Annotated in this window: 23 protein-coding genes; 6 read left to right on the top strand and 17 right to left on the bottom strand. The window is 50.8% G+C overall.

Features of this window, described 5'->3' with window-relative positions; translation table 11 throughout:
* Together tusB and EKO24_RS05975 are read left to right on the top strand one after the other, a co-directional pair.
* Positions 1–291, top strand: coding sequence for a sulfurtransferase complex subunit TusB (gene tusB, locus EKO24_RS05970; RefSeq protein WP_127027185.1), 291 nt, complete (start codon positions 1–3; stop codon positions 289–291).
* Positions 282–614 carry a TusE/DsrC/DsvC family sulfur relay protein gene (locus EKO24_RS05975; RefSeq protein ID WP_127027184.1) on the top strand — a complete coding sequence of 111 codons (333 nt, stop codon included), beginning with the start codon at positions 282–284 and terminating at the stop codon, positions 612–614. The genes tusB and EKO24_RS05975 overlap by 10 nt, the downstream gene beginning before the upstream one ends.
* A gap of 4 nt (positions 615–618) precedes the next feature.
* Here EKO24_RS05975 and EKO24_RS05980 read toward each other — a convergent pair whose 3' ends face one another.
* The 5 genes from EKO24_RS05980 to trhP all read right to left on the bottom strand — a co-directional run bounded on the left by EKO24_RS05980 (position 619) and on the right by trhP (position 4,474).
* Positions 619–1,011, bottom strand: a complete 393-nt coding sequence (locus EKO24_RS05980) for an RNA-binding S4 domain-containing protein (RefSeq protein WP_127027183.1) — start codon at positions 1,009–1,011, stop codon at positions 619–621.
* Complete coding sequence (locus tag EKO24_RS05985) at positions 1,012–1,371, bottom strand: rhodanese-like domain-containing protein (protein WP_127027182.1); 360 nt, start codon at positions 1,369–1,371, stop codon at positions 1,012–1,014.
* Between the two features lie 225 nt (positions 1,372–1,596).
* Positions 1,597–2,544 carry a 4-hydroxy-3-methylbut-2-enyl diphosphate reductase gene (gene ispH, locus EKO24_RS05990; RefSeq protein WP_127027181.1) on the bottom strand — a complete coding sequence of 316 codons (948 nt, stop codon included), beginning with the start codon at positions 2,542–2,544 and terminating at the stop codon, positions 1,597–1,599.
* A 36-nt stretch (positions 2,545–2,580) separates the two neighbouring features.
* Complete coding sequence (gene rraA, locus EKO24_RS05995; RefSeq protein ID WP_127027180.1) at positions 2,581–3,066, bottom strand: ribonuclease E activity regulator RraA; 486 nt, start codon at positions 3,064–3,066, stop codon at positions 2,581–2,583.
* 64 nt (positions 3,067–3,130) lie between these two features.
* A complete protein-coding gene (gene trhP / locus EKO24_RS06000) occupies positions 3,131–4,474 on the bottom strand; it encodes a prephenate-dependent tRNA uridine(34) hydroxylase TrhP (RefSeq protein WP_127027179.1) in 1,344 nt (447 codons plus the stop codon).
* Positions 4,475–4,552: 78 nt separating this feature from the next.
* Here trhP and EKO24_RS23385 point away from each other — a divergent pair, with 78 nt between their 5' ends.
* Positions 4,553–4,684, top strand: coding sequence for a hypothetical protein (locus tag EKO24_RS23385; protein ID WP_277752495.1), 132 nt, complete (start codon positions 4,553–4,555; stop codon positions 4,682–4,684).
* Positions 4,685–5,044: 360 nt separating this feature from the next.
* Here the strand turns inward: EKO24_RS23385 and EKO24_RS06005 are convergent, their stop codons facing one another.
* From EKO24_RS06005 to EKO24_RS06015, 3 genes are all read right to left on the bottom strand, one after another.
* On the bottom strand, positions 5,045–5,836 hold the full coding sequence (locus EKO24_RS06005; RefSeq protein WP_127027178.1) for an MOSC domain-containing protein: 792 nt from the start codon (positions 5,834–5,836) through the stop codon (positions 5,045–5,047).
* A gap of 411 nt (positions 5,837–6,247) precedes the next feature.
* On the bottom strand, positions 6,248–6,418 hold the full coding sequence (locus tag EKO24_RS06010) for a rubredoxin (protein WP_127027177.1): 171 nt from the start codon (positions 6,416–6,418) through the stop codon (positions 6,248–6,250).
* 249 nt (positions 6,419–6,667) lie between these two features.
* Positions 6,668–7,039 (bottom strand): group I truncated hemoglobin, encoded by a 372-nt coding sequence (locus EKO24_RS06015; protein ID WP_127027176.1) that lies wholly within the window; start codon positions 7,037–7,039, stop codon positions 6,668–6,670.
* A gap of 207 nt (positions 7,040–7,246) precedes the next feature.
* Here EKO24_RS06015 and EKO24_RS06020 point away from each other — a divergent pair, with 207 nt between their 5' ends.
* Positions 7,247–7,702 carry an Rrf2 family transcriptional regulator gene (locus tag EKO24_RS06020; RefSeq protein ID WP_127027175.1) on the top strand — a complete coding sequence of 152 codons (456 nt, stop codon included), beginning with the start codon at positions 7,247–7,249 and terminating at the stop codon, positions 7,700–7,702.
* Between the two features lie 58 nt (positions 7,703–7,760).
* Here EKO24_RS06020 and EKO24_RS06025 read toward each other — a convergent pair whose 3' ends face one another.
* The 5 genes from EKO24_RS06025 to EKO24_RS06045 form a co-directional block, all read right to left on the bottom strand.
* Positions 7,761–8,972 carry an HlyD family secretion protein gene (locus EKO24_RS06025; RefSeq protein ID WP_127027174.1) on the bottom strand — a complete coding sequence of 404 codons (1,212 nt, stop codon included), beginning with the start codon at positions 8,970–8,972 and terminating at the stop codon, positions 7,761–7,763.
* A 94-nt stretch (positions 8,973–9,066) separates the two neighbouring features.
* Positions 9,067–10,611, bottom strand: a complete 1,545-nt coding sequence (locus EKO24_RS06030) for an efflux transporter outer membrane subunit (RefSeq protein ID WP_127027173.1) — start codon at positions 10,609–10,611, stop codon at positions 9,067–9,069.
* A gap of 60 nt (positions 10,612–10,671) precedes the next feature.
* Positions 10,672–11,082, bottom strand: coding sequence for a hemerythrin domain-containing protein (locus tag EKO24_RS06035; protein WP_127027172.1), 411 nt, complete (start codon positions 11,080–11,082; stop codon positions 10,672–10,674).
* Between the two features lie 152 nt (positions 11,083–11,234).
* Positions 11,235–12,830: a DHA2 family efflux MFS transporter permease subunit gene (locus tag EKO24_RS06040; protein WP_127027171.1), complete on the bottom strand. Its 1,596-nt coding sequence runs from the start codon at positions 12,828–12,830 to the stop codon at positions 11,235–11,237.
* Positions 12,827–13,711, bottom strand: coding sequence for a hypothetical protein (locus EKO24_RS06045; protein ID WP_127027170.1), 885 nt, complete (start codon positions 13,709–13,711; stop codon positions 12,827–12,829). The genes EKO24_RS06040 and EKO24_RS06045 overlap by 4 nt, the downstream gene beginning before the upstream one ends.
* 130 nt (positions 13,712–13,841) lie before the next feature.
* On the opposite strand from EKO24_RS06045, the gene EKO24_RS06050 reads away from it, so the two are divergent.
* Positions 13,842–14,717, top strand: coding sequence for a LysR family transcriptional regulator (locus EKO24_RS06050; RefSeq protein WP_241674412.1), 876 nt, complete (start codon positions 13,842–13,844; stop codon positions 14,715–14,717).
* Positions 14,718–14,854: 137 nt separating this feature from the next.
* Here the strand turns inward: EKO24_RS06050 and dtd are convergent, their stop codons facing one another.
* The 4 genes from dtd to EKO24_RS06070 all read right to left on the bottom strand — a co-directional run bounded on the left by dtd (position 14,855) and on the right by EKO24_RS06070 (position 18,435).
* The gene (dtd, locus tag EKO24_RS06055) at positions 14,855–15,298 is read right to left on the bottom strand and encodes a D-aminoacyl-tRNA deacylase (RefSeq protein ID WP_127027169.1); all 444 of its coding nucleotides are present in this window, start codon (positions 15,296–15,298) and stop codon (positions 14,855–14,857) included.
* Between the two features lie 7 nt (positions 15,299–15,305).
* A complete protein-coding gene (locus EKO24_RS06060; RefSeq protein WP_127027168.1) occupies positions 15,306–15,704 on the bottom strand; it encodes a gamma-glutamylcyclotransferase family protein in 399 nt (132 codons plus the stop codon).
* Positions 15,705–16,076: 372 nt separating this feature from the next.
* Positions 16,077–17,306 (bottom strand): pyrophosphate--fructose-6-phosphate 1-phosphotransferase, encoded by a 1,230-nt coding sequence (locus tag EKO24_RS06065; RefSeq protein ID WP_127027167.1) that lies wholly within the window; start codon positions 17,304–17,306, stop codon positions 16,077–16,079.
* Positions 17,307–17,421: 115 nt separating this feature from the next.
* A complete protein-coding gene (locus EKO24_RS06070) occupies positions 17,422–18,435 on the bottom strand; it encodes a class 1 fructose-bisphosphatase (protein ID WP_127027166.1) in 1,014 nt (337 codons plus the stop codon).
* 178 nt (positions 18,436–18,613) lie between these two features.
* Between EKO24_RS06070 and arfB the strand changes: the two genes are divergently transcribed.
* Positions 18,614–19,021 (top strand): alternative ribosome rescue aminoacyl-tRNA hydrolase ArfB, encoded by a 408-nt coding sequence (arfB, locus tag EKO24_RS06075; protein WP_127027165.1) that lies wholly within the window; start codon positions 18,614–18,616, stop codon positions 19,019–19,021.
* Positions 19,022–19,252: the final 231 nt, after the last annotated feature.

Here is a 19,252-nt window from a genome sequence, read left to right on the forward strand (position 1 = left end):
ATGTTGCACCTTATTTTTCAGTCGCCTATTGAAGCGGCTATTTTAGAGCGCATTGATCCGGACGATGTTGTGGTATTTCTTGAAAATGCCGTTCTGCGGGTTTTACAAAACAGCAATATAAACGCTGTGTTAAAGCGGCAATTAAGCAACAATCGCTTATGCGTATTAGCGGATGACATTGTCATACGAGGCATTGCCAAGGATGAGCTGATTGAAGAGATTGAGGTGATAGACTACGCCGGACTGGTTGAATTAACGGTTAATAACGCGGTTATTCAGTCATGGACGTGATAGATGCGGAGTTACATTTGGAACTCACCGAACAGGGCTTTTTAATAAACGCGGCAGATTGGGATGAAAATGTTGCCCAACAGTTGGCTGCATCAAACAATATAGAGCTGAACGATGACCACTGGGAAATTATTTGGTTCATTCGGCGTTATTATCAACAATTTAAACATTTGCCCAATGCCAGGCTTTTTACTAAAGCAATTGCCAAAGAGCTTGGAGAAGCAAAAGGCAATAGCCGCTATTTACATAAATTGTTTCCCGAAGGCCCTTTAAAATATGCCTGTAAGCTGGCCGGCTTGCCTAAACCGCCGACCTGTTTATAACGCTCTACCCTTGTTTAAAGCGGTGAATCAACCGTCTTTCTTTCTTGTTCGGTTTACGATCCCTGCCGCTAAAGTCGAATAATTCCCGCTGCTCGCGATTTTGGATAATTTGCTGTTCGCGTTTGACACGGCTTTCAGCGCTTTCCTCATACATCAGGACGGCTTCTTTAGCGGACCGCCGTTGGCTAATAATCGCGGTAATTGTAATGTCCCAGCGATAATTATCTTTACTGATGGCAAGCTTGGCGCCGACTTTAACTTCTTTCCCAGGCTTCGCGCGCTGGTCGTTAACATGAACTTTACCGCCGGAAATAGCCTCAGCCGCTAATGAGCGCGTTTTAAAAAAACGCGCGGCCCATAACCACTTATCTAAACGGATAACTTCCAGTTCGGGCATTTAGACGACTTCATTACCGCTTTCGGTCCATGCTTTGAATCCGCCTGCCATACTGACGGCATTATTGTATCCCATCTTGTTTAATGCTTCCGTTGCCAATGCTGAGCGACCGCCGGACTGACAATAAACAATGATATGGGCATCTTGTTTGTCCTGAAAATCGGGATGCGAACCTATCTTAAATTCCAATACGCCGCGAGATATATTGAACGCGCCCGGCAAGTGGCCGGCAGCATATTCAACAGGTTCCCTGACGTCGAGAACAAGACTTGTCCCCAAGGAGTTTTTTGCTTCATTAACATCAATTTCAACAATATTTTGTTTGGCTTGAGCCACAAGGTCCATTGCAGTAAGTGTCATAATCATCTTTAAAATAAAAGTAATGTTAGCAATAACAAGGAGCGGATTTCTTATAAGCTAGTTTGCCCTGTCATTATCGATATATTCAGATTAGTTTGCTGGCAGCGGCTATTTTAGATAAAAACGGCAGTTTTTTCTCAATTTTAATCCGGACGCAGGTTACGTCAGTGCCGAAGACAGATCGAGGCGCTCATTTAAATGAACGCCTCCCTGTAACGAAGAGTGTTAATTGATGTGTTTCTTTAATTCTCTAGGCAAAGAGAATACTACTTTTTCTTCTATGCCCTGGATTTCCACAGTCGATTGTCCGCCCCACTCTTTTAATTGACTGATAACTTCCTGGACCAGAACTTCCGGAGCGGAAGCCCCGGCGGTAACGCCGACGACAGCAATACCCTCAAACCAGCTTTTCTGCATATCTTTTGCAGTATCGATCAAGTAAGCCTGCTTACCGAGTTGTTCGGCAATTTCGCGCAAGCGGTTGGAATTGGAACTATTCGGCGATCCGACGACAAGAATAATATCCGCCGTTTTAGCCAGCTCATGAACAGCATCCTGGCGATTTTGCGTCGCATAGCAAATATCGTCTTTTTTCTGCTCCTGTATCGCTTTAAAGCGGGCTCTCAACGCATCGACCATAATCTTGGTGTCGGTCATCGACAAAGTTGTTTGAGTAACGTAAGCCAGATTATCGGGATTTTTTACTTCCAGGTTTTTAACGTCTTCCGGGGTTTCGACCAGATAAATACCGCCGTTATCCGTACAGCGCTCATATTGCCCCATGGTCCCCTCAACTTCAGGATGTCCGGCATGACCGATCAGAATAACTTCGCGATCCTCTTTAGCATGCTTGGCAACTTGCAAATGAACTTTGGTAACCAGCGGACAAGTCGCATCGAAAACCGTTAAATTACGTTCTTTAGCTTCTTTCTGCACTTGCTTGGAAACGCCATGAGCGCTGAAAATCAGATAAGAACCGACCGGCACATCCGTTAAATCTTCGATAAAAATAGCGCCTTTTTCTTTAAGTCCGTCAACAACCGTGCGATTGTGGACAACTTCGTGGCGAACATAAATCGGCGCACCGAAAGCCTGAATGGCCTGATCGACGATTTCAATAGCCCGGTCTACACCGGCACAGAATCCACGGGGATTAGCGAGTACAATTTGCATATCTTGACTTCTTCACTGGGTTAATTTGAAGTTATTTTAACTCAACATTGTTTCTGAGACGATAATTCCATCGCCGTCAGCATATAAGAAATGATTTTGTTTGAAATTGACGCCGGCAAAAGTGACCACCAACTCGCGGTCGCCATGATCTTTTTTATGGCTCTTTAAGGGATGGGTATGCAACGCGCGTATCCCTATAGGGAGTTGATCGATAATTTCAGAATCGCGGATGCAACCGTGAATCACGACCCCCTGCCAGCCATTGGCAATAGCAAGTTTTGCCAGATCGGCGCCCAACAACGCACAACGATGCGAACCGCCGCCATCGACCACTAACACCCTGTTTTCAACTTTATGTTCCAGCACGGACCTGATCAAGACATTATCTTCAAAAACTTTAACTGTCGTGATTTGGCCGCAAAATCTTGAACGGCCACCGTATGATTTAAGCAGCGGTTCAGCAATCTGGAAGTGATTGTCTTCCGAATGCGCATCGCAAAGATCGGCAGTAGTGAAAGTCATAATTTAAGTCTCAAAAGGAGAAAAGTAGAGGCACAAGGCGGCAAGCTTTAACCTTGTACCTATCTCAAGTATAGCGCGCCAGCAAGCCATGATCGCCGCGTATTTCCGGCAACGGTATTTTGACTTCATAGCCGCCGCCCGAGGCTTCTTCCATCGCTTGCCCGTACATGCCTTCCATGCGTTCAACGGTAATGTCCTGATTGCCTTCAGGCAATATCAGTTCCAGTTTGTCGCCGACAGAAAACTTGTTTTTCACGTCAATCGTTGCCAAGCCGGTCTCCCGCTCATAACTCCTGATTTCTCCGCAAAATTGCTGCTGATGGCTTTTGGAATAACCGGTCAGGTAGTTTTGATGCTCATGGGTATGGTGGCGCTGATAAAAACCGTCTGTATATCCGCGGTTCGCAAGATTTTCCAGGACACCGATCAGCTCCGGCTGGAACGCGCGCCCGGCCAATGCATCGTCAATCGCCTGACGATAGGTCTGCGCAGTTCGCGCTACGTAATAATGCGATTTGGTACGGCCCTCGATTTTAAGACTGTCCACGCCGATTTCGACCAGACGCTGCACATGCTCGATGGCTCGCAAATCTTTCGAGTTCATGATGTAAGTGCCGTTTTCGTCTTCCATGACCGGCAATAATTCACCTTTACGCCCCTCTTCTTCCAGAAAATATATCTTGTCGGCCAACGGATGCCTTTCCGCACCGCCGCAGCTGGCGTTGCTGATGTCGGACATCGACAGCGTTGCGCCGCCAACCGGCAGATAATCGCCCTCGGCATTTTCTTCGGCGGGAAGCGTATCGTATTTCCAGCGGCAGGAATTGGTGCACGTACCTTGGTTAGGATCGCGATGGTTGAAATAACCGGATAACAAGCAGCGGCCTGAATAAGCAATGCACAATGCGCCGTGCACGAACACTTCAAGCTCCATGTCGGGACAAAGCTGGCGAATCTCTTCAATCTCATCCAAGGACAGCTCGCGGGACAAAATGACCCGCTCGACGCCCATGCTTTTCCAGAAATTGACCGAGGCATAATTGACGGTATTGGCCTGCACCGACAGGTGTATCGGCATGTCCGGCCAGGCTTCCCGGGTCATCATGATCAAGCCCGGATCGGCCATGATCAAAGCGTCCGGCTGCATCGCGATAATCGGGGTAATATCTTTAATAAAGGTCTTAACCTTGGCATTATGCGGAATCACATTGGTCGCCAGGAAAAATTTCTTGCCCAGCCGATGGGCTTCGTCTATGCCCTTGGCCAGATTATCGGCAAGAAAATCATTGTTGCGCACCCGCAAGCTGTAGCGAGGCAATCCCGCATAAACGGCATCGGCGCCGTATGCAAAAGCATAACGCATATTTTTAAGGGTTCCGGCGGGAGAAAGTAGTTCGACTTGTTTCATGTTGAAGTAGGTAAATGATCTGTGTGGGCGTATTCTATCGCAACCGGCTTAAGCAAGCCAAAAATGGGGGCGTATTGAATGTGGATAGTATTGTTTATAGTCGCGGTGCTGTTTGTTTTGGGCAGCGCGTTAATTCTGTTGCGGTCGGCCAAAATGCCGGAAATTCCCGATAATGTTAAAGCTCAATCCTATGAAGAAGATGATGATTAGGCCAAACGATCATTCACGAATATTAGTCTAAACTGTAGACGCGATTTATCGCGTCTGAATTCGCAGTATTCTTAGGATTATACGGAGCACCTTCAAAAGACGCAGTAAACCGCGTCTCTACCGCCCACGAAAGTTTTGCCAATCTTCCAATGAAAAACGCGCAAAAACTTTTGGGGCAATTAATACTGGAATAAGTTTGGTGACTTTAGCAGATAGCTGCGCAGCGATCCAAGATTGAGTTTACCGACTTATAAACTCGCCAAACGGCCCTGTACGGCGTATCGTCACCCTCACTTGAGTTTAAAGCCAGGCAGCCATAATGCGATTGTCCAAAGCGATATATAGCGTAATCCGCCTTTTTCAATCGAGCAGAGCGACTTCATCGCCGACATGAATCATCCCCCCGGCCCCGCAGGTAACCATCGCGACCGCGAAAGTCGGCTTTTTCTGACTAAAGGTGCGAGTCAGCGTTTGCAGGATCGGCAAGTCCCGTTCGCCGGAATCGGGATTTGCGTGCGTAGCAAGGCACCTGCTCTTCGGTGCGACAACGTCGAAATTAACGCGGCCGATGCGAATTTTCCGCCCCACCCAGCCTTGCTCTTCCCAGGCATCCAGTCCGTCGATGGCGATATTCGAACGGAAGCGAAGTTCGTTGAGCCCGTTATCGCCGACGGCAACGCCGACAGCCGCCAGACTTGCACGGCTGTGCAATGTTATTTGGCCAGCCTCATTGTCCTGATACCGGGGCGTAACGCCGTCCCCAACCAGCCGTAGCGGGAGCCGGCCCGGATGAGACGAAACCGGGTTTTCATCCAGCTTGAGCACATAATTCTCGATTACAGCGACAATGTTGTTGCGGCCTTGCTCGTCAAGCAACTCACTAACCAAAACTACGCCTTCCCGGCTGATGCATAATCTACGCGTCCCGTGGTCGAAGCGAAGCTGGAGGCGCGCTATGCCGGGCGTGTTGACCAGCGCAATGAACTGGTGCTTGTTGCTCCAGTCATCGCCGATCACGCCTGAATTGGCAAAGCGGAAGCCGAGAACCCTATCGCCAACGATTCGGCCTTGATCGAGAACAGTTAAACTATCGCATGTTTCGGGCGTGAAACCCTTAACGGGATAACGATATAGGGCAACGACGCGTGGCATCGGTTTCTCCATCTTCCAGTTTAATTTACTGATATTGCGCAGTATCCATGAAAAGCACGAAAAAATACCAGCCGTAGGTTTTTCGCCGGCATGTAAGATCGTACTTTCGACAGGTCCCGCGGTCCAGAGCTTTGCCCGTCAGACCTTCCAGTTTTTTACCGGAGCCGCTCCCGGCAGTCTCGGCCGCCATCCCTGGCCGTCGTATAAAACCTGGAAGGTCTGCCTAGTGGCCTGCTTGCCTACCCTTAGATCAGGGACGGCCGTAAAGCTGTCTATAACAATGGCCGCAAGAGTTTGGGAACAAATTTTCGTGCTTTCTTTTTGTACTTTTCGTGGACGACGCTTTTTATCATCTGTATGCGTAACACCGGTGATTTATTGAACGGCGCCTATTTTCACAAAAAATACGGCTTATTCCATTAATTTAAAAAAATCTTTAGGCGCGCCACAGATCGGGCAAGCCCAGTCGTCCGGTATGTCGGCCCAGCGGGTTCCGGGTGCAAGACCGCTATCGGGGTCGCCCTTTGCTTCATCATAGATATGCTCGCATTCTCTGCATTGATATTTTTTAAAACCGGACATGATAATTCTCCTGAATAAGTCAGTTGTAGCAACGTTTCCGGCAGCAAACGAACAATCAGGACCATCCGCTGCCGGAAAAAAATTTACCGCTAAAGCTCAGGCCGTAAACGGCCGCAGGCTGGGAACATACCGAAAAACCAAATCATGATGCCGGGAAAAGCTAATACCGTTCATCCGTGCTATTCCGTGTTTATACCCAAGCATTAAGTTTCGTTTGAGCAGGCAAGCTGCTCAACAGCTTTTTTAAGATTAACGGCTCAGCACGTCGTCTCGCGTGCTTTCGGCGATAGCGGCAACCTGGGCGATCAGCTCCTCTGTTACGCCCAACTCGCGAAGAGTCGCACCAAGGTCTTCGATTACCGCATCGACATGGCTGTCGTTCAGGCCGCGCTCGACCAAATGGGCATGACCGCGACGCATATCGAGGCCGCTGTAATTATGCGGCCCGCCGAAAGCCATGGTCAGGAATGCCTTTTGTTTTGCGGCCTGGGTTTCCATATCCACGCCTTCGAAAAAGGAACTGATGCGGCCGTCGCTCAACACCTTGCGGTAAAAAATATCGACAGCGGCATTGACGGCAGCTTCGCCGCCCAGTTTCTCGTACAAAGACTCTTGTGACATGTTATTTCTCCAAATAATTAAAAAGGTGTTTAGAATGCATCTTAAAGAGCCGCGTCCTATGAGGGGGAAGAAGATGGCGCGAACGAAGCATAACAATAAGATGCATTTCAAATACATCTTATTTGTGATTTCAAAATCAGTCAAGCCTATCCTTTAGTTTTTTAAGGATTAATTTAAAATTACCTTTAATTTAAAGGAGTATAGAATATGCAACTTACGCAATTTACCGATCTTTCACTGCGTTTACTGATTCATCTTGCCCGCTTACCGGAACCGGGCATGGCGACAATTTCAGAGATTGCGGAATATTATGAAATTTCCCGCAACCATCTAATGAAGGTAACGAATAGCCTGGTCAACCAGGGATTCATTATGACTACACGAGGCAAAGGCGGCGGCATCCAGTTGGCCCGCCCCGCCTACACGATAGGCGTGGGCGAAGTGGTACGAGCAACCGAACCTAATATGAACCTGGTCGAGTGCTTCGATGCCCCGAACAACCAGTGCCGGCTCACTCGCGACTGCTTCCTGAAGGCTACTTTATATGAGGCGCAACGCGCATTCATGGCGGTGCTGGACAAATATACGCTGGCGGATGCGGCCCGTTTCGGCTTCAAAGCCGATCTGTCAACGCTGTCCGTAGATAAACCGCCGTCCACCTGACGCAAAATCGATTTGCCCGGCTCAAAGCATTTGCTTCGATTAATGGATAAAATCGACATCATCGGTAAGCGGCTGCCGGCTCGGGAGGCTTACAATTCGGCTCTATCGGCTCGTTTTTTTGAAGCAAATTATCGCTGATAATTGCTTGAGCCTTGGCTTCCGCGTCGGCCAGTTCATCGACAAAAATGTCCGTTCCATATTCCTGGCTCGAAACCGCGGCAAGCGAAGCAGCCAGGGGGTGTTCCGACTCCTTGACGTAGATCGAGGTGGTGGTGGAAAGTCCCGGGCGAATCGGGTTTTTCAGTATCTCGTCTTTCCGCAATGCGATGCGCACCGGAACACGCTCCACGATATGAATGAAATTTCCCGATGCATTATCCGGCGGCAGTAGAGCAAAAACACTGCCGGTACCCGGCACCAAACCTTCCACCGCACCATGATAGACAATGTCCTTTCCGTACAGATCGACGCTAATCTCCGCCGGTTGGCCGGGGCGTATTTGCGCTATCTCGGTCTCCCGTAGATTCGCCTCCACCCACAGATGGTCCAGCGGAACAAGCGTCATTAGCGGGTCGCCGGGTTGAACCCGGTTTCCGACCTGAACCTTGCGCATCGACACATAGCCTGAAACGGGAGCATGGATTTGCTGCCGCGAATAGTCGAGATAGGCGGCGATGAATTTATGCTTGGCCGCTTCCACGTCGGGGTGCAGGACTCTGTCGGTACCGCCCACTTTCGCTTCTACGGATTTAAGCTCCGCCTCGGCCTCGCGCATCTCGGCTTCGAGCGCCGTCATCTGGTCTTCGGCATTTTGCATGGCCTGTTCGGATACGGAACCGTTCGGCAACGCCTGCCGCAGTCGCAGCACATCGTGGCGCACCTTGGCTAAGCGGGCCGAATGAGCCAGCAGTTTTTGACACATTTGCCGGCGCGTCGCAAAAACAGCCCCGATCTCGCGGACTACCTGGCCCAGCTCGCCCCGCCTTTGGCCCAAAGCGGTCTGTGCGCGATGTTCATCGAGACGAACCAGCAGGTCGCCCTTGTTCACGTATTGGCTTTCCTCAGCCATGACCTGCGTAACGATACCTGTCGCATCGGCCTCCACCGGAATGAGATTGCCGGTAATGAACGCATTACGGCTTACAACCCGGAAACGGCAGTAGTGCCACCAATAACCGGCATAAATCAAAGCGCCTGCAACCAGCGCTAGCGCAACCAACAACAGGTAACGGTTGCGGCGGATGCGAATATTCTTGGGATGAGTTTTCATAAGTGTTTATATCGTCGATACCTTGTTTTATTTATGCATACGTTTTCAGTTTTTTCGTTTGCTGTTTGCGTTGGGGAACCGCCCAAGACTTCGCTTAAATCTCCCACGGCAACCAACGGAACTGTTTGGGTTCGGGATTCTGCCCGCTCGTCTTAAGATCGTTCACATACCCGCCGCCTAACGCTTCCACCAAATCGACGACGGCAACCCGCCGATCCGCTTCCAGCGTCTTCGAGACGTATTCCTGATCCAGCAGCGCATGCTCCCGTACCAGCAACGCCCTACGGTCATCCAGGCCGCTGCGATAACGCCGATCAACGAGTCCCAGGTTTTCGTGTTGCGCAGACAGCAGGCGGCCGTGCGCTTCAAGGATCGCTTGCGTCTCCCGCCAACGGCTCAGGCTATCGGCCACCTCCTGCACGGCATGCAGCAAGGTGTCGTTGTAAAGCTCCACTGCGCCGTCGTACTCCGCCCGTTGCGCCGAGAGCTCGCCGCGCAAACGCCCGCCCTCGAACCACGGGAGCCGCAGGCCGGGTGCGATCCCGTAGGAAAAACTGGAACCTGAAAACAGCAGGTTAGCCAGGGAACTTGCGCCCTTCGTCAACCTGAGGGCATTCACGCCGGCAAACGCGGTCAGGTCGATGGTAGGCAGGAAGCCGGCTTTAGCTACCTTGACCCGTTGCGCCGCCGCTTCGGCCCGGTAGAGGGCCGCGGCGAGATCCGGCCGATGACGAAGCAACTCCAACGGAAGTTTCTCAGGCAAACGCATCTGTTCCGGGTTAATTGTTGTGCCGGCAAACAGATTTTGCGTTGACTCGGGGCCTTTACCGATCAGCCGGGCCAGCAGGTTCCGCTGCATATCCAGCTGGTCCCGGATACCCGCTTCGCGCTTGTTTGCCTGCTCCAAATCGATAGCCGCCTGCTTCACCGGATCGGCGGAATCCAGCCCCGACTTCAACCGGGTCTTGTCCATATCGAGCAAGCCGCGCCGCAACTCAACCATGGTATGAGCCAGGTCGAGCTGCTGCCGTAGCGCAAATCCACGTATATAGGACCGTGCAATTGCGGCAGTCAGTTGAAGCAGGACTTCGGCCTGTTCCGCCTCCTCGGCGGCCGCCTCGCCCATTGCCGCTTCCAGCGCGGCGCGATTTTTTCCCCAGAAATCGAATTCGTAGCGGAAGTTGAACGGATTAATCCTGCCGAAGACGATGTTTGCTCCCGCCGCCTCCGCACGGTTGAGCACGGCAAAAACACCATGCTCTGAAATACGGGTATTCTCGAATTCCGCCTCGGCATCAAGGAACGGCAGCAACCTGGCGCCTTCCACGCGGATCAGGGCTTGCGCTTGACGTAGCCGGGCGGCAGCGACCTTAAGGCCGATGTTGTCCTTTAGCCCGGCATCCATCAGGCCGTTGAGTTCAGAATTGCCGAATTCCCGCCACCAGCCTTCATGAGGCCAATGTCCGGCAAGAGCATGCGGATCGCTATCAGCCCGCGCGTACTCCATGGCTGGGGTTTTCCGGAACTCGGCGGGCTTATCTCCCGGCGGTATCCAGGCGCAACCGGACGTCAACAAGAGCATAAACACGACATAGAAGCTAAAAAGCAGCAATCGATATAACTTAATTCGATGAGTCATACTGTCCTCATTTTGGTCATTGCGCATGGCGTGAAGGCGGTTTATTTTCAACGAGTGTTGTCAGACACGCTCAGCCAAGGGATAGAGGCTTCTATTTTCACGTTGGATGCGCTGATGCAGGTTCTTGAAAATATTGTTGGCCTCTTCTTTAAACCCCTCAGGATTTGCGGACACTTTGGACTCAATATTCCAGTTGCGGGCAAACTCCATGTAAGCGGCCGCAATATCTCCCATTTCGGCTTGATAAACCTGCCCAATTTGGGCTATATCATGATCTCCCGAGTCCAACAATCTCGGATAGAGCGTGCGATCTTCCGCCGCCAAGTGCAGTTTGATCGTCGAACTTATCGAAACAATCTTCCTGGCAATCACGTCGGCATTTTGCATAACGCCGGCTTGGATTAACTTTCTGAGTTCTGTTACCTCTGTAAGGATTGCAACATGGTCTTGCTTAAATCTATCGATGTTCATAAACATGTTCCTTTATAAAAGTGATGGCAATTCAATCCGGGTCTCAATCGGTGCGAAGCCGTAAAATAAATTTCAGTCCCCCGTTGCAACATAAGCATCCACGTAACTTTTTCATCATAAATACAATCAGTTATAAGTCGCTCTAACGCAAATCATATTTCCTCCACTATCTCTTCCGCCTGAAGATCCGCCAGTTCTTCCTTAACGGTTGGATGAAGCGGTTGATAGGTGGGGTAAGCCAGCCACACCAGGCCGGCCAATCCGAGGAACAGGTAGCTTGTCAGCATGAAGGCGTCGTTTAATGCCAGCAGGGTTGCATGTTGTTTGATGACGGCCAGGAGCTTGCCGTTGACCATCGCTGTATCAAGCCCTGCGCTCTCTAATTTCGATGAAAACCCTTGCAGCGCATCGAGGGAAGCAAAGCGCCGCCCCCCGAAATGATCGGCAAGATGAAGCCGATGGACGGGGGCTTGCCGAAACAGCACGACACCTTGCAAGGTGATGCCGATTGCGCCGGCGACAACCCGCAAAAATCCGGCTTCTTCGGCCGCGCGTATTTCTTTAATGCCATGCAGTCCGTGCAGGGTCAGCTTGGTCAGCGGCATGAAAAACGAACCCAGAAAACAGCCGAGCAGTAACATGGGCCAAGCAATCCGGTCGAATGAACCGGGCTCGTCGAACAGGCCTATCCAATAAAAGGTAAACGAGAATCCCAGCAGATTGATGCAGGCCAGCAGGCGGGCATCCAGGTTTTTGAGCAGTTTGTGCATCGCCACGGTCACCGGCACCGCAAGCAGGATCATCGGCAGATAAGCCATGCCGGCCAGGAATGAAGAATAGCCCAGCAATACTTGCAGTTGGACGATGAACACTGAAAGCAGCCCCTGGATCGACAGGAATCCGGTAAACAGGCAAATCACGCCTATAGCAAAATTCCGGTGGGCGAAAAGATGCAGGTTGAATACCGGATGGGGTTCGTCAAGCTCCCAGATAATAAAACAGGGCAAGGCTACGATCAGAACGATCAGCATGAAGACCAGGAACGGCGAATCCAGCCAGTCGAAATCATTGCCCTGGTTCAGGATGGTCTGCGCGCTGCCGAGAATCAAAACCAGCAGCACGAAACCGACCTCGTCGAAACGCGTGTAGCTGGGCTCGAATCCCCGCCCGGCAAGCAATGAACCGATAACCGCCGCGATGACCAGGGCAAGAGGAATATTCAGGTAAAACAGGTAGCGCCAGCCCAGTTCGTCGGCAATCGCGCCGCCTATCGGAAAGCTGATCGTAAAAGGCATCAGCGTGACCAAGCCCCATATCCCCAAACCCAACAATTTCAGCCGATCCGGATATTCTTTCAACAACAGGGCCTGTCCTGTATACAGCGTAATGCCGCCTGAAAGGCCGAGCAGGATGCGCCCCGGAACAAACAGCTCCAGGCTTTGGCTGATCGCGCACAGATAAGAAGCAAAGGCATACACGACAAATGCCGCGCTAAACAAACGATACCCTCCTATGATGCCGGATAACCAACGCGCGACAGGAAAAGCCAGCCCCAGCGCAATGATGAAATAGGTCTGGCCCCAAGTGGTAAAGCTCGGCAACACGCCGCCCAGGTCGCCGGCAACATGCGGCAGCAACGCAATATAAGAGCCGACATTGAACAGCACGATCATATGTCCCAGGCTCAGCGCTGCATTAAACAGGATGAAGCGCCAACCGCGCAGGCGTTTAGCATAGACGACGGTCATATATCCTCCGGCTCAGCAAGCTGAATATTTACATTCAGCGGCAGTCCAAGCTCGTTGAGATTCCGATTGATCAGTTGCGCGCCCATCCGGGTCACGAGCTGTTTGAATTTTTCGGCGTCATGAGCGAGCAAGGTTTGCGGAGAATCTTCAACAGAATAAGTGCTCTCGGTGACTCTCCCGATGACTTGCCGGGTATCGGGATCGATCAGCTTGACCAGTACCCGCAACGAGCTTTGCACGTTAAAAATCCTATAGTTGCCGATAGCCACTTCCAACACGGCATCGACGGGTTCCAGGCCGGGTTGGCGATAATCAACGGGCGACAGTTCCTGCTTGTACCACTGTACAATGGCGTGATTCCAATTATCGGGATTTGCGTTACGGTCTTTTTGCGCGACAGGCAGAGGACAATAATGCCCGCTCATAATTGCTTTGACCTGTTTTGCATTCAATTGCGAAACGGCTTTCTGCGCCAGCACCAGCGAGGGCGACCAGTTGTCCTTGAGTGAGGCGACAGGTTCCAGGCGCGTTGGATCCGACGTCGAACGGAGATCCACCACGGGCATAGTATCTTCCTTGCTAACTAAACCGGCGATTAATACTCCACCTGGGCTTCTATAGACTGTTTTCTCCACTATCATGTCTGACGACAGAATTTGAAACACAAACTGATTGTAAACAGGATACCGGGCTTCAATCGGGTCCGGAATTACTTCAAGAGGAGGAGGTTCCACGGGCACCACCAAAAGCGAGCGAATTTCGTGCAGCTTAGCGGTTGACGGGTTAATCGGTTCAGCCAGACAGCCGGCCAATGCCAAAACCACTACCGACAGCACACCGCAGTTTATTAAATTAGGCAAGGATCGCTGAATAGGAAACATGTTTTCTCCAAACGGGTTAAAGGAATCATTTGCCTACAGCCGCTTTTTCAGGCGACCGGTTTTGGTGCAGTTACTATAGAAATTTATCGGTGTATTAGACAAACGATATTTATTGGACATTAATATCGATATGTCCGATATTAAGGCTATGGATATAGATCAGATCAGAACTTTTTTGAGCGTAGTCGCCAACGGCAGCTTTCTGGAAGCGGCAAGCAGGCTGTATGTCACCCAATCGACAGTGAGCACCCGTATACAGCGGCTGGAATCCTATCTTGGCGTGACCCTGTTTGTGCGCAATCGCTCCGGCGCCGCGTTAACGCTTTCAGGACATCGTTTCTTACGCCATGCCAAATCCCTGTTATTGACATTGGAACAGGCGCGGCATGACATTGGCTTGCCCAGCCGTTTTCGCGCGAGCATTACAGTGGGGACACGAATTGCTTTATGGGAAGAACTGCTACCGCGATGGGTGGGCACCATGCGAAAGCAGGCTCCGAATATTTCCATTCGCAGCGAAATCGGCTTTGAAGAGGATTTAATGCGATCCTTGATCGAAGGCAGGATGGACGTGGGCATCATGTATACACCTCAACATAGCCCCGGCCTCCAGATTGAACATTTATTCGATGAAACGCTGGCACTATTTACCACCGATCCCGATAAACCCTGGCCGAATGACGATTATATTTACGTGGATTGGGGGCCGGCGTTTTATGCGTTGCACAGTAGCAGTTACCCCGACCTGGAAAGCCCTCCCCAAACGGTGAATGTCGGTTGGCTGGGGGTGCAGCTAATCCTCTGCAACGGCGGCTCATGCTTTCTGCCTATGCGCATGACTGAACCTTTAGTCAAAGCCGGAAAATTGTTTCATGTTCCCGGCAGCCCGCAATTTAGATTGCCCACGTATATGGTTTTTCCGCGCGATAGCGATTCCATTGTGTTGCCTCAGGTGCTGGATAGCTTACGCGTATTGGCCGAACAGCAAAAAGCCGTGTCTGCATAGACTGGAAAATATCCGCTTAATTAGCTTCTGCCAATCAGGTGGCGTGCGGCTGTTATTAACTTAATATGAATCTGGAGTCGCTATGGGGTAAAGGAATGAAATGCCGAATTTAATGCGCGAGCACTATATTATCCCTGTCAATATTGCGTTCTTAAAGTGAACGTCACCGGACCGTTATTGACCAGCGAAACCTGCATGTCGGCGCCGAACTCGCCGAATGCAACATTAGAATACGTTTGCTTTGCCAACTGCTGCAAATAATCGAATAGTTCCCTGCCTTTTTCCGGCGGCGCAGCGGAAATAAAACTGGGCCGATTGCCTTTTTGGGTATCCGCAGCCAATGTAAATTGCGGCACCAGCAACAAACCGCCGTTAATGTCCCTCAAACTCAGGTTCATGCGATCATCGCTATCGGCAAAAATCCGGTAATTGAGGATACGCTCCAGCAAACGCTGGGCGTCTTTTTCGGTATCGGCCCTTTCCACTGCGACCAGCGCCATAATGCCGGTATCGATTTTGCCGATGTCCTTATTATTGACGGTAACTTTAGCAGACGTAACGCGTTGAATGATAGTAATCATAAAAGTATTAAGGCTGAACAGGAAGGTATTGCGTAATCGGTTTCAGGCCTTCCGTGGAACGGTTGTAAATATAAACCCATGCGCTAACGAGGCGTCCGTCTTTAAGTAGCACGGATTGCTGACGGCGGCTGTACTCGTTGGGTTCGGGAAACTCGGGACCACATTCCTCATATTGGTCGAGCAGCGGCAGCACACTATCGGCTTGATGAAGCAAATAAACTTCGCCCTGCACTACATCACCGGGATTATCGGAAGGAACGGCGCCTGGGTAGTAATCGATTTTATAAAGTTTGCCACGATATGTTGCGTCACTTACGAATTCGGCATACCGAACCAAGAGACGATGCATTTCGCTGTTCGTATCGCGCCTGAGCGTTCCATAAACAAAAATATAGTCGGAGTTCATGATGCGTGGTTTTCGCGAACCTGGAGTTTCTCGTCCGCATCCCTGATCTTGGAATAACAGCCGCCTGTTAAGAATACGGCCAGTTAGACCTTCCAGGTTTTACGACTGCCACGGATGGCGGCCGAGACTACTCCCGGCAATTCTCGGCATTTCCTCCATCCCTGGAGGTCAGAAGTGCTGGAGCCGCCGGGAGCGGCTCCAGTAAAAACCTGGAAGGTCTGCCTATCGGCATGTGCCCGCCTAACGCCAGATCCAAGACTATCGAAATAGAGACTTGTAATAACGACCAGCGCCGAAGCGTAGGGACAATGCAATCAGATTTTTACCCACAGGGCATAAGTTTCGTTAGCGGACAAGCCGCTCAACTCAGCTTTAATGTCCAACCGAAACTTTGGCGCCTTTAGGCTGACCGATTTCCGCCAGCGTTTGCGTAAACCAAGGCGTATCGATGTTGAACGGTTTGCCGCCTTTGATGCGCGGGAACTCGATCGCGCGCAATACAAAGTTGTTATCGTCGTCGTGGCCGATAACGCCGGCCTCGCGGCGTAACGCGCATTCAACGGCCAAGTCCGCGCAAGATTTGATCAAGCGGACGTCTTCGGCGTTAGATGCTGAAGCGCGGGCGAAATAACCTGATTTTTGCACCAATGTTTTTTCGGCACCGAGCATTTGCGCGAACTGGTCGCCGAACCATTTGCCTGGGTTAACCGCATCCAGTTTGACGTGGCCGAACGCATCGCGCGGCACTTCCTGGCCTTTAGCTTGCATTTCTGCAACGATAGACTCAACGCCGGCGCCTTCCGATACGAAGATGTTGACGCAATCGACTTTATCCATCACTGCGCGCAGACGGGCCGCTTCGGCAGCAATATCGATAGCCATTTCCGGAATGAATACGCCGTGAACTTCATAACTTTCGCGGCTCAAGCCCAGCTCAGGCAGCCATTCGGCACGGTCCAGCATCTTGCGGTATTCAACAGCAGTCGCAGCAGTCAACCAACCGCAGCTGCGGCCCATCACTTCGTGAACGATCAACATGCGCGGGTTGGCGTTGTTTTCGGCAACCACGTTCCAGAAGTAACGCGCGCCTTGCTCGGCAGCAGTCCAGGCGCCCAGCGATTGTTTGATTGGGAACACATCGTTATCGACGGTTTTAGGCAGGCCGATAACAGTCAGGCCGTAGTTGTTTTGCGCGAGGAACGCAGCAAGATCGGCCGCCGCGGTGTTGGTATCGTCGCCGCCGATAGTGTGTAGAACGTCAACGCCGTCTTTAACCAATTGGTCGGCAGCAACTTTTTGCGGATCTTCGCCTTCTTGCACCAAGCCGCGTTTAACGCAGTCTTTAACGTTAGTCAGCTTGACGCGGCTGTTGCCGATGACCGAACCACCGAAACGGTGCAACAGGCTTGCTTTGGCGCGAACTTCCGGAGTCACGGCATAAGAATCGCCCAACAACAAACCTTTATAGCCGCTACGGTAGCAGATGATTTCAATGGAAGGATCGATTTCAGTGTAACGCTCGATCAGGCTGCCGATGGCCGAGTTTAAGCAAGGGGCCAAGCCGCCTGCGGTGAGAATCGCAACTTTTTTTGGTTTATTCATGGAGAAACTCAAATAGTGAAATTAAAAAACGGGAATTTTAACATACAGGGAAGCTATTTTTTAGTCCCGTTCTCCGGCAAGGAGACGATTTAACCGCCCAAGCAAACTTTGCCGATTAATTTTTATCCGCTTCCAAATGATAGCCGACGACCCGCTCGACCTCGTTCTTAGCCCCCAAGACCAGCGGAACGCGCTGGTGCAGCGCATTAGGCTTAAGATCGAGAATCCGCTCGCGCCCTGTCGAACAGGCTCCGCCCGCCTGTTCGATAATAAACGCCATCGGATTGGCTTCGTACAACAGGCGCAGATGGCCGGGCTTCGACGGATCGCGAAAATCGTACGGATACATAAAAATGCCGCCGCGCATCAGTATCCGGTAGACCTCGGCCACCAACGACGCAATCCAGCGCATGTTAAAATTCTTGCCGCGCGGCCCGTCCGTACCTTGCACGCATTCGTCGATATAGCGGCGCATCGGCGGCTCCCAGAAACGATGGTTAGACATGTTGATCGCAAATTCTTTTGCGTCTGCCGGAATCGTCATATTCGGATGCGTCAGCATAAATTCGCCGACGTCCTGATCCAACGTGAAACCGTTGACGCCGTGACCTGTCGTCAACACCATCATCGTCGACGGGCCGTACAACACAAAACCGGCGCAAACTTGCTCGCTGCCTTTTTGCAGAAAATCTTCCAGCGTCGGCTCCGCGCCTTCGCGGCAACGCAGTATTGAAAATATAGTGCCGACCGTCAGGTTGAGATCGATATTCGAAGAACCGTCCAACGGATCGAACAGCGCCAGGTATTTGCCTTTCGGATAGTGCGGAGGAATCGGAATAAGCTCGTCGTTTTCTTCGGACGCCATGCCGGCCAAATGTCCGGACCAACTCAGCGCATCGATCATGATGTCATTGGAGATGATATCCAGTTTCTTTTGCACCTCGCCCTGAACGTTCTCGGAATCGGCACTGCCCAATACGCCGACCAAGTTGCCTTGATTGACCAGATGCGAGATTTTTTTACAGGCGGTCACAATATCGCTCAATAACGACGTAAACGCGCCCGACGCGCCTGGCAGCTCGCGCTGCTGCTCAATGATGAACCGGGTCAAGGTAACAGGGTTGCTCATGCTTTATCGCTCCAATGATAGATATTCAAAAATACTTTTAAGTTTACAAAGTAATAATATATCGCAAATCATAAAAGGCGGTATTAATGGCGTTCATATAGCGCTATTGCTTTGGTATTTTTGTAGTAGCCGTTCCGCTACATTTAACCTGCTGAATTAACCGGAGAACTTGATATCGATGTTGCAAATATCCAATCAGGCCAATATTCCGGATAGTAAAATTGAAATTCACGCAATTCGTGCGCAAGGAACCGGCGGACAGAATGTCAATAAAGTTTCAAGCGCCGTTCACTTGCGGTTTGACATTAACGCATCCTCATTACCTGAGTTTTATAAAGAAAAACTATTGGCTTTAAACATCTCTAAAGAGGGCATGATTATTATCAAAGCGCAGCAGCATCGAACTCAGGAAAAAAACAAGGAGGATGCCTTAAATCGGTTGCAGGCATTGATCCAAAGCGTAGCCGTTACACACAAAAAGCGCAAAGCAACAAAGCCGACCCAGAGCTCGAAACTAAAACGCCTGGATAGTAAAGCCAAACAAAGCAGACTTAAGGCTTTGAGAAAAAATATTAGTTTTGATTGACCCGATTGATCATCGCATCTCCATCCCGGTTCTGACATAACTATTCAGTACATAGAGAAACGGCACACGGATGGCACGGGCCAGACTGATTTAACAGGGATTTCTAGTTCAAGCCCAGTTTAATTACGCTTTTAAAATCAGTGACAATCCGTTTAATCCGTGTCGTCCATGTTCTATTAGGTACGCTGAAATAATTACGTTTTGACTAGCCGCTCAAACCTACCGGAAGTA

Origin of the sequence: Candidatus Methylobacter oryzae, assembly GCF_003994235.2 — a bacterium.
In the GTDB taxonomy this organism is placed as follows: domain Bacteria; phylum Pseudomonadota; class Gammaproteobacteria; order Methylococcales; family Methylomonadaceae; genus Methylobacter_A; species Methylobacter_A oryzae.

Bases quoted from the DNA above. Each gene is read 5' to 3' on its own strand.
- tusB (WP_127027185.1), top strand. From the start codon at position 1: ATGTTGCACCTTATTTTTCAGTCGCCTATTGAAGCGGCTATTTTAGAG.
- EKO24_RS05975 (WP_127027184.1), top strand. From the start codon at position 282: ATGGACGTGATAGATGCGGAGTTACATTTGGAACTCACCGAACAGGGC.
- EKO24_RS05980 (WP_127027183.1), bottom strand. From the start codon at position 1,011: ATGCCCGAACTGGAAGTTATCCGTTTAGATAAGTGGTTATGGGCCGCG.
- EKO24_RS05985 (WP_127027182.1), bottom strand. From the start codon at position 1,371: ATGACACTTACTGCAATGGACCTTGTGGCTCAAGCCAAACAAAATATT.
- ispH (WP_127027181.1), bottom strand. From the start codon at position 2,544: ATGCAAATTGTACTCGCTAATCCCCGTGGATTCTGTGCCGGTGTAGAC.
- rraA (WP_127027180.1), bottom strand. From the start codon at position 3,066: ATGACTTTCACTACTGCCGATCTTTGCGATGCGCATTCGGAAGACAAT.
- trhP (WP_127027179.1), bottom strand. From the start codon at position 4,474: ATGAAACAAGTCGAACTACTTTCTCCCGCCGGAACCCTTAAAAATATG.
- EKO24_RS23385 (WP_277752495.1), top strand. From the start codon at position 4,553: ATGTGGATAGTATTGTTTATAGTCGCGGTGCTGTTTGTTTTGGGCAGC.
- EKO24_RS06005 (WP_127027178.1), bottom strand. From the start codon at position 5,836: ATGCCACGCGTCGTTGCCCTATATCGTTATCCCGTTAAGGGTTTCACG.
- EKO24_RS06010 (WP_127027177.1), bottom strand. From the start codon at position 6,418: ATGTCCGGTTTTAAAAAATATCAATGCAGAGAATGCGAGCATATCTAT.
- EKO24_RS06015 (WP_127027176.1), bottom strand. From the start codon at position 7,039: ATGTCACAAGAGTCTTTGTACGAGAAACTGGGCGGCGAAGCTGCCGTC.
- EKO24_RS06020 (WP_127027175.1), top strand. From the start codon at position 7,247: ATGCAACTTACGCAATTTACCGATCTTTCACTGCGTTTACTGATTCAT.
- EKO24_RS06025 (WP_127027174.1), bottom strand. From the start codon at position 8,972: ATGAAAACTCATCCCAAGAATATTCGCATCCGCCGCAACCGTTACCTG.
- EKO24_RS06030 (WP_127027173.1), bottom strand. From the start codon at position 10,611: ATGACTCATCGAATTAAGTTATATCGATTGCTGCTTTTTAGCTTCTAT.
- EKO24_RS06035 (WP_127027172.1), bottom strand. From the start codon at position 11,082: ATGAACATCGATAGATTTAAGCAAGACCATGTTGCAATCCTTACAGAG.
- EKO24_RS06040 (WP_127027171.1), bottom strand. From the start codon at position 12,830: ATGACCGTCGTCTATGCTAAACGCCTGCGCGGTTGGCGCTTCATCCTG.
- EKO24_RS06045 (WP_127027170.1), bottom strand. From the start codon at position 13,711: ATGTTTCCTATTCAGCGATCCTTGCCTAATTTAATAAACTGCGGTGTG.
- EKO24_RS06050 (WP_241674412.1), top strand. From the start codon at position 13,842: ATGTCCGATATTAAGGCTATGGATATAGATCAGATCAGAACTTTTTTG.
- dtd (WP_127027169.1), bottom strand. From the start codon at position 15,298: ATGATTACTATCATTCAACGCGTTACGTCTGCTAAAGTTACCGTCAAT.
- EKO24_RS06060 (WP_127027168.1), bottom strand. From the start codon at position 15,704: ATGAACTCCGACTATATTTTTGTTTATGGAACGCTCAGGCGCGATACG.
- EKO24_RS06065 (WP_127027167.1), bottom strand. From the start codon at position 17,306: ATGAATAAACCAAAAAAAGTTGCGATTCTCACCGCAGGCGGCTTGGCC.
- EKO24_RS06070 (WP_127027166.1), bottom strand. From the start codon at position 18,435: ATGAGCAACCCTGTTACCTTGACCCGGTTCATCATTGAGCAGCAGCGC.
- arfB (WP_127027165.1), top strand. From the start codon at position 18,614: ATGTTGCAAATATCCAATCAGGCCAATATTCCGGATAGTAAAATTGAA.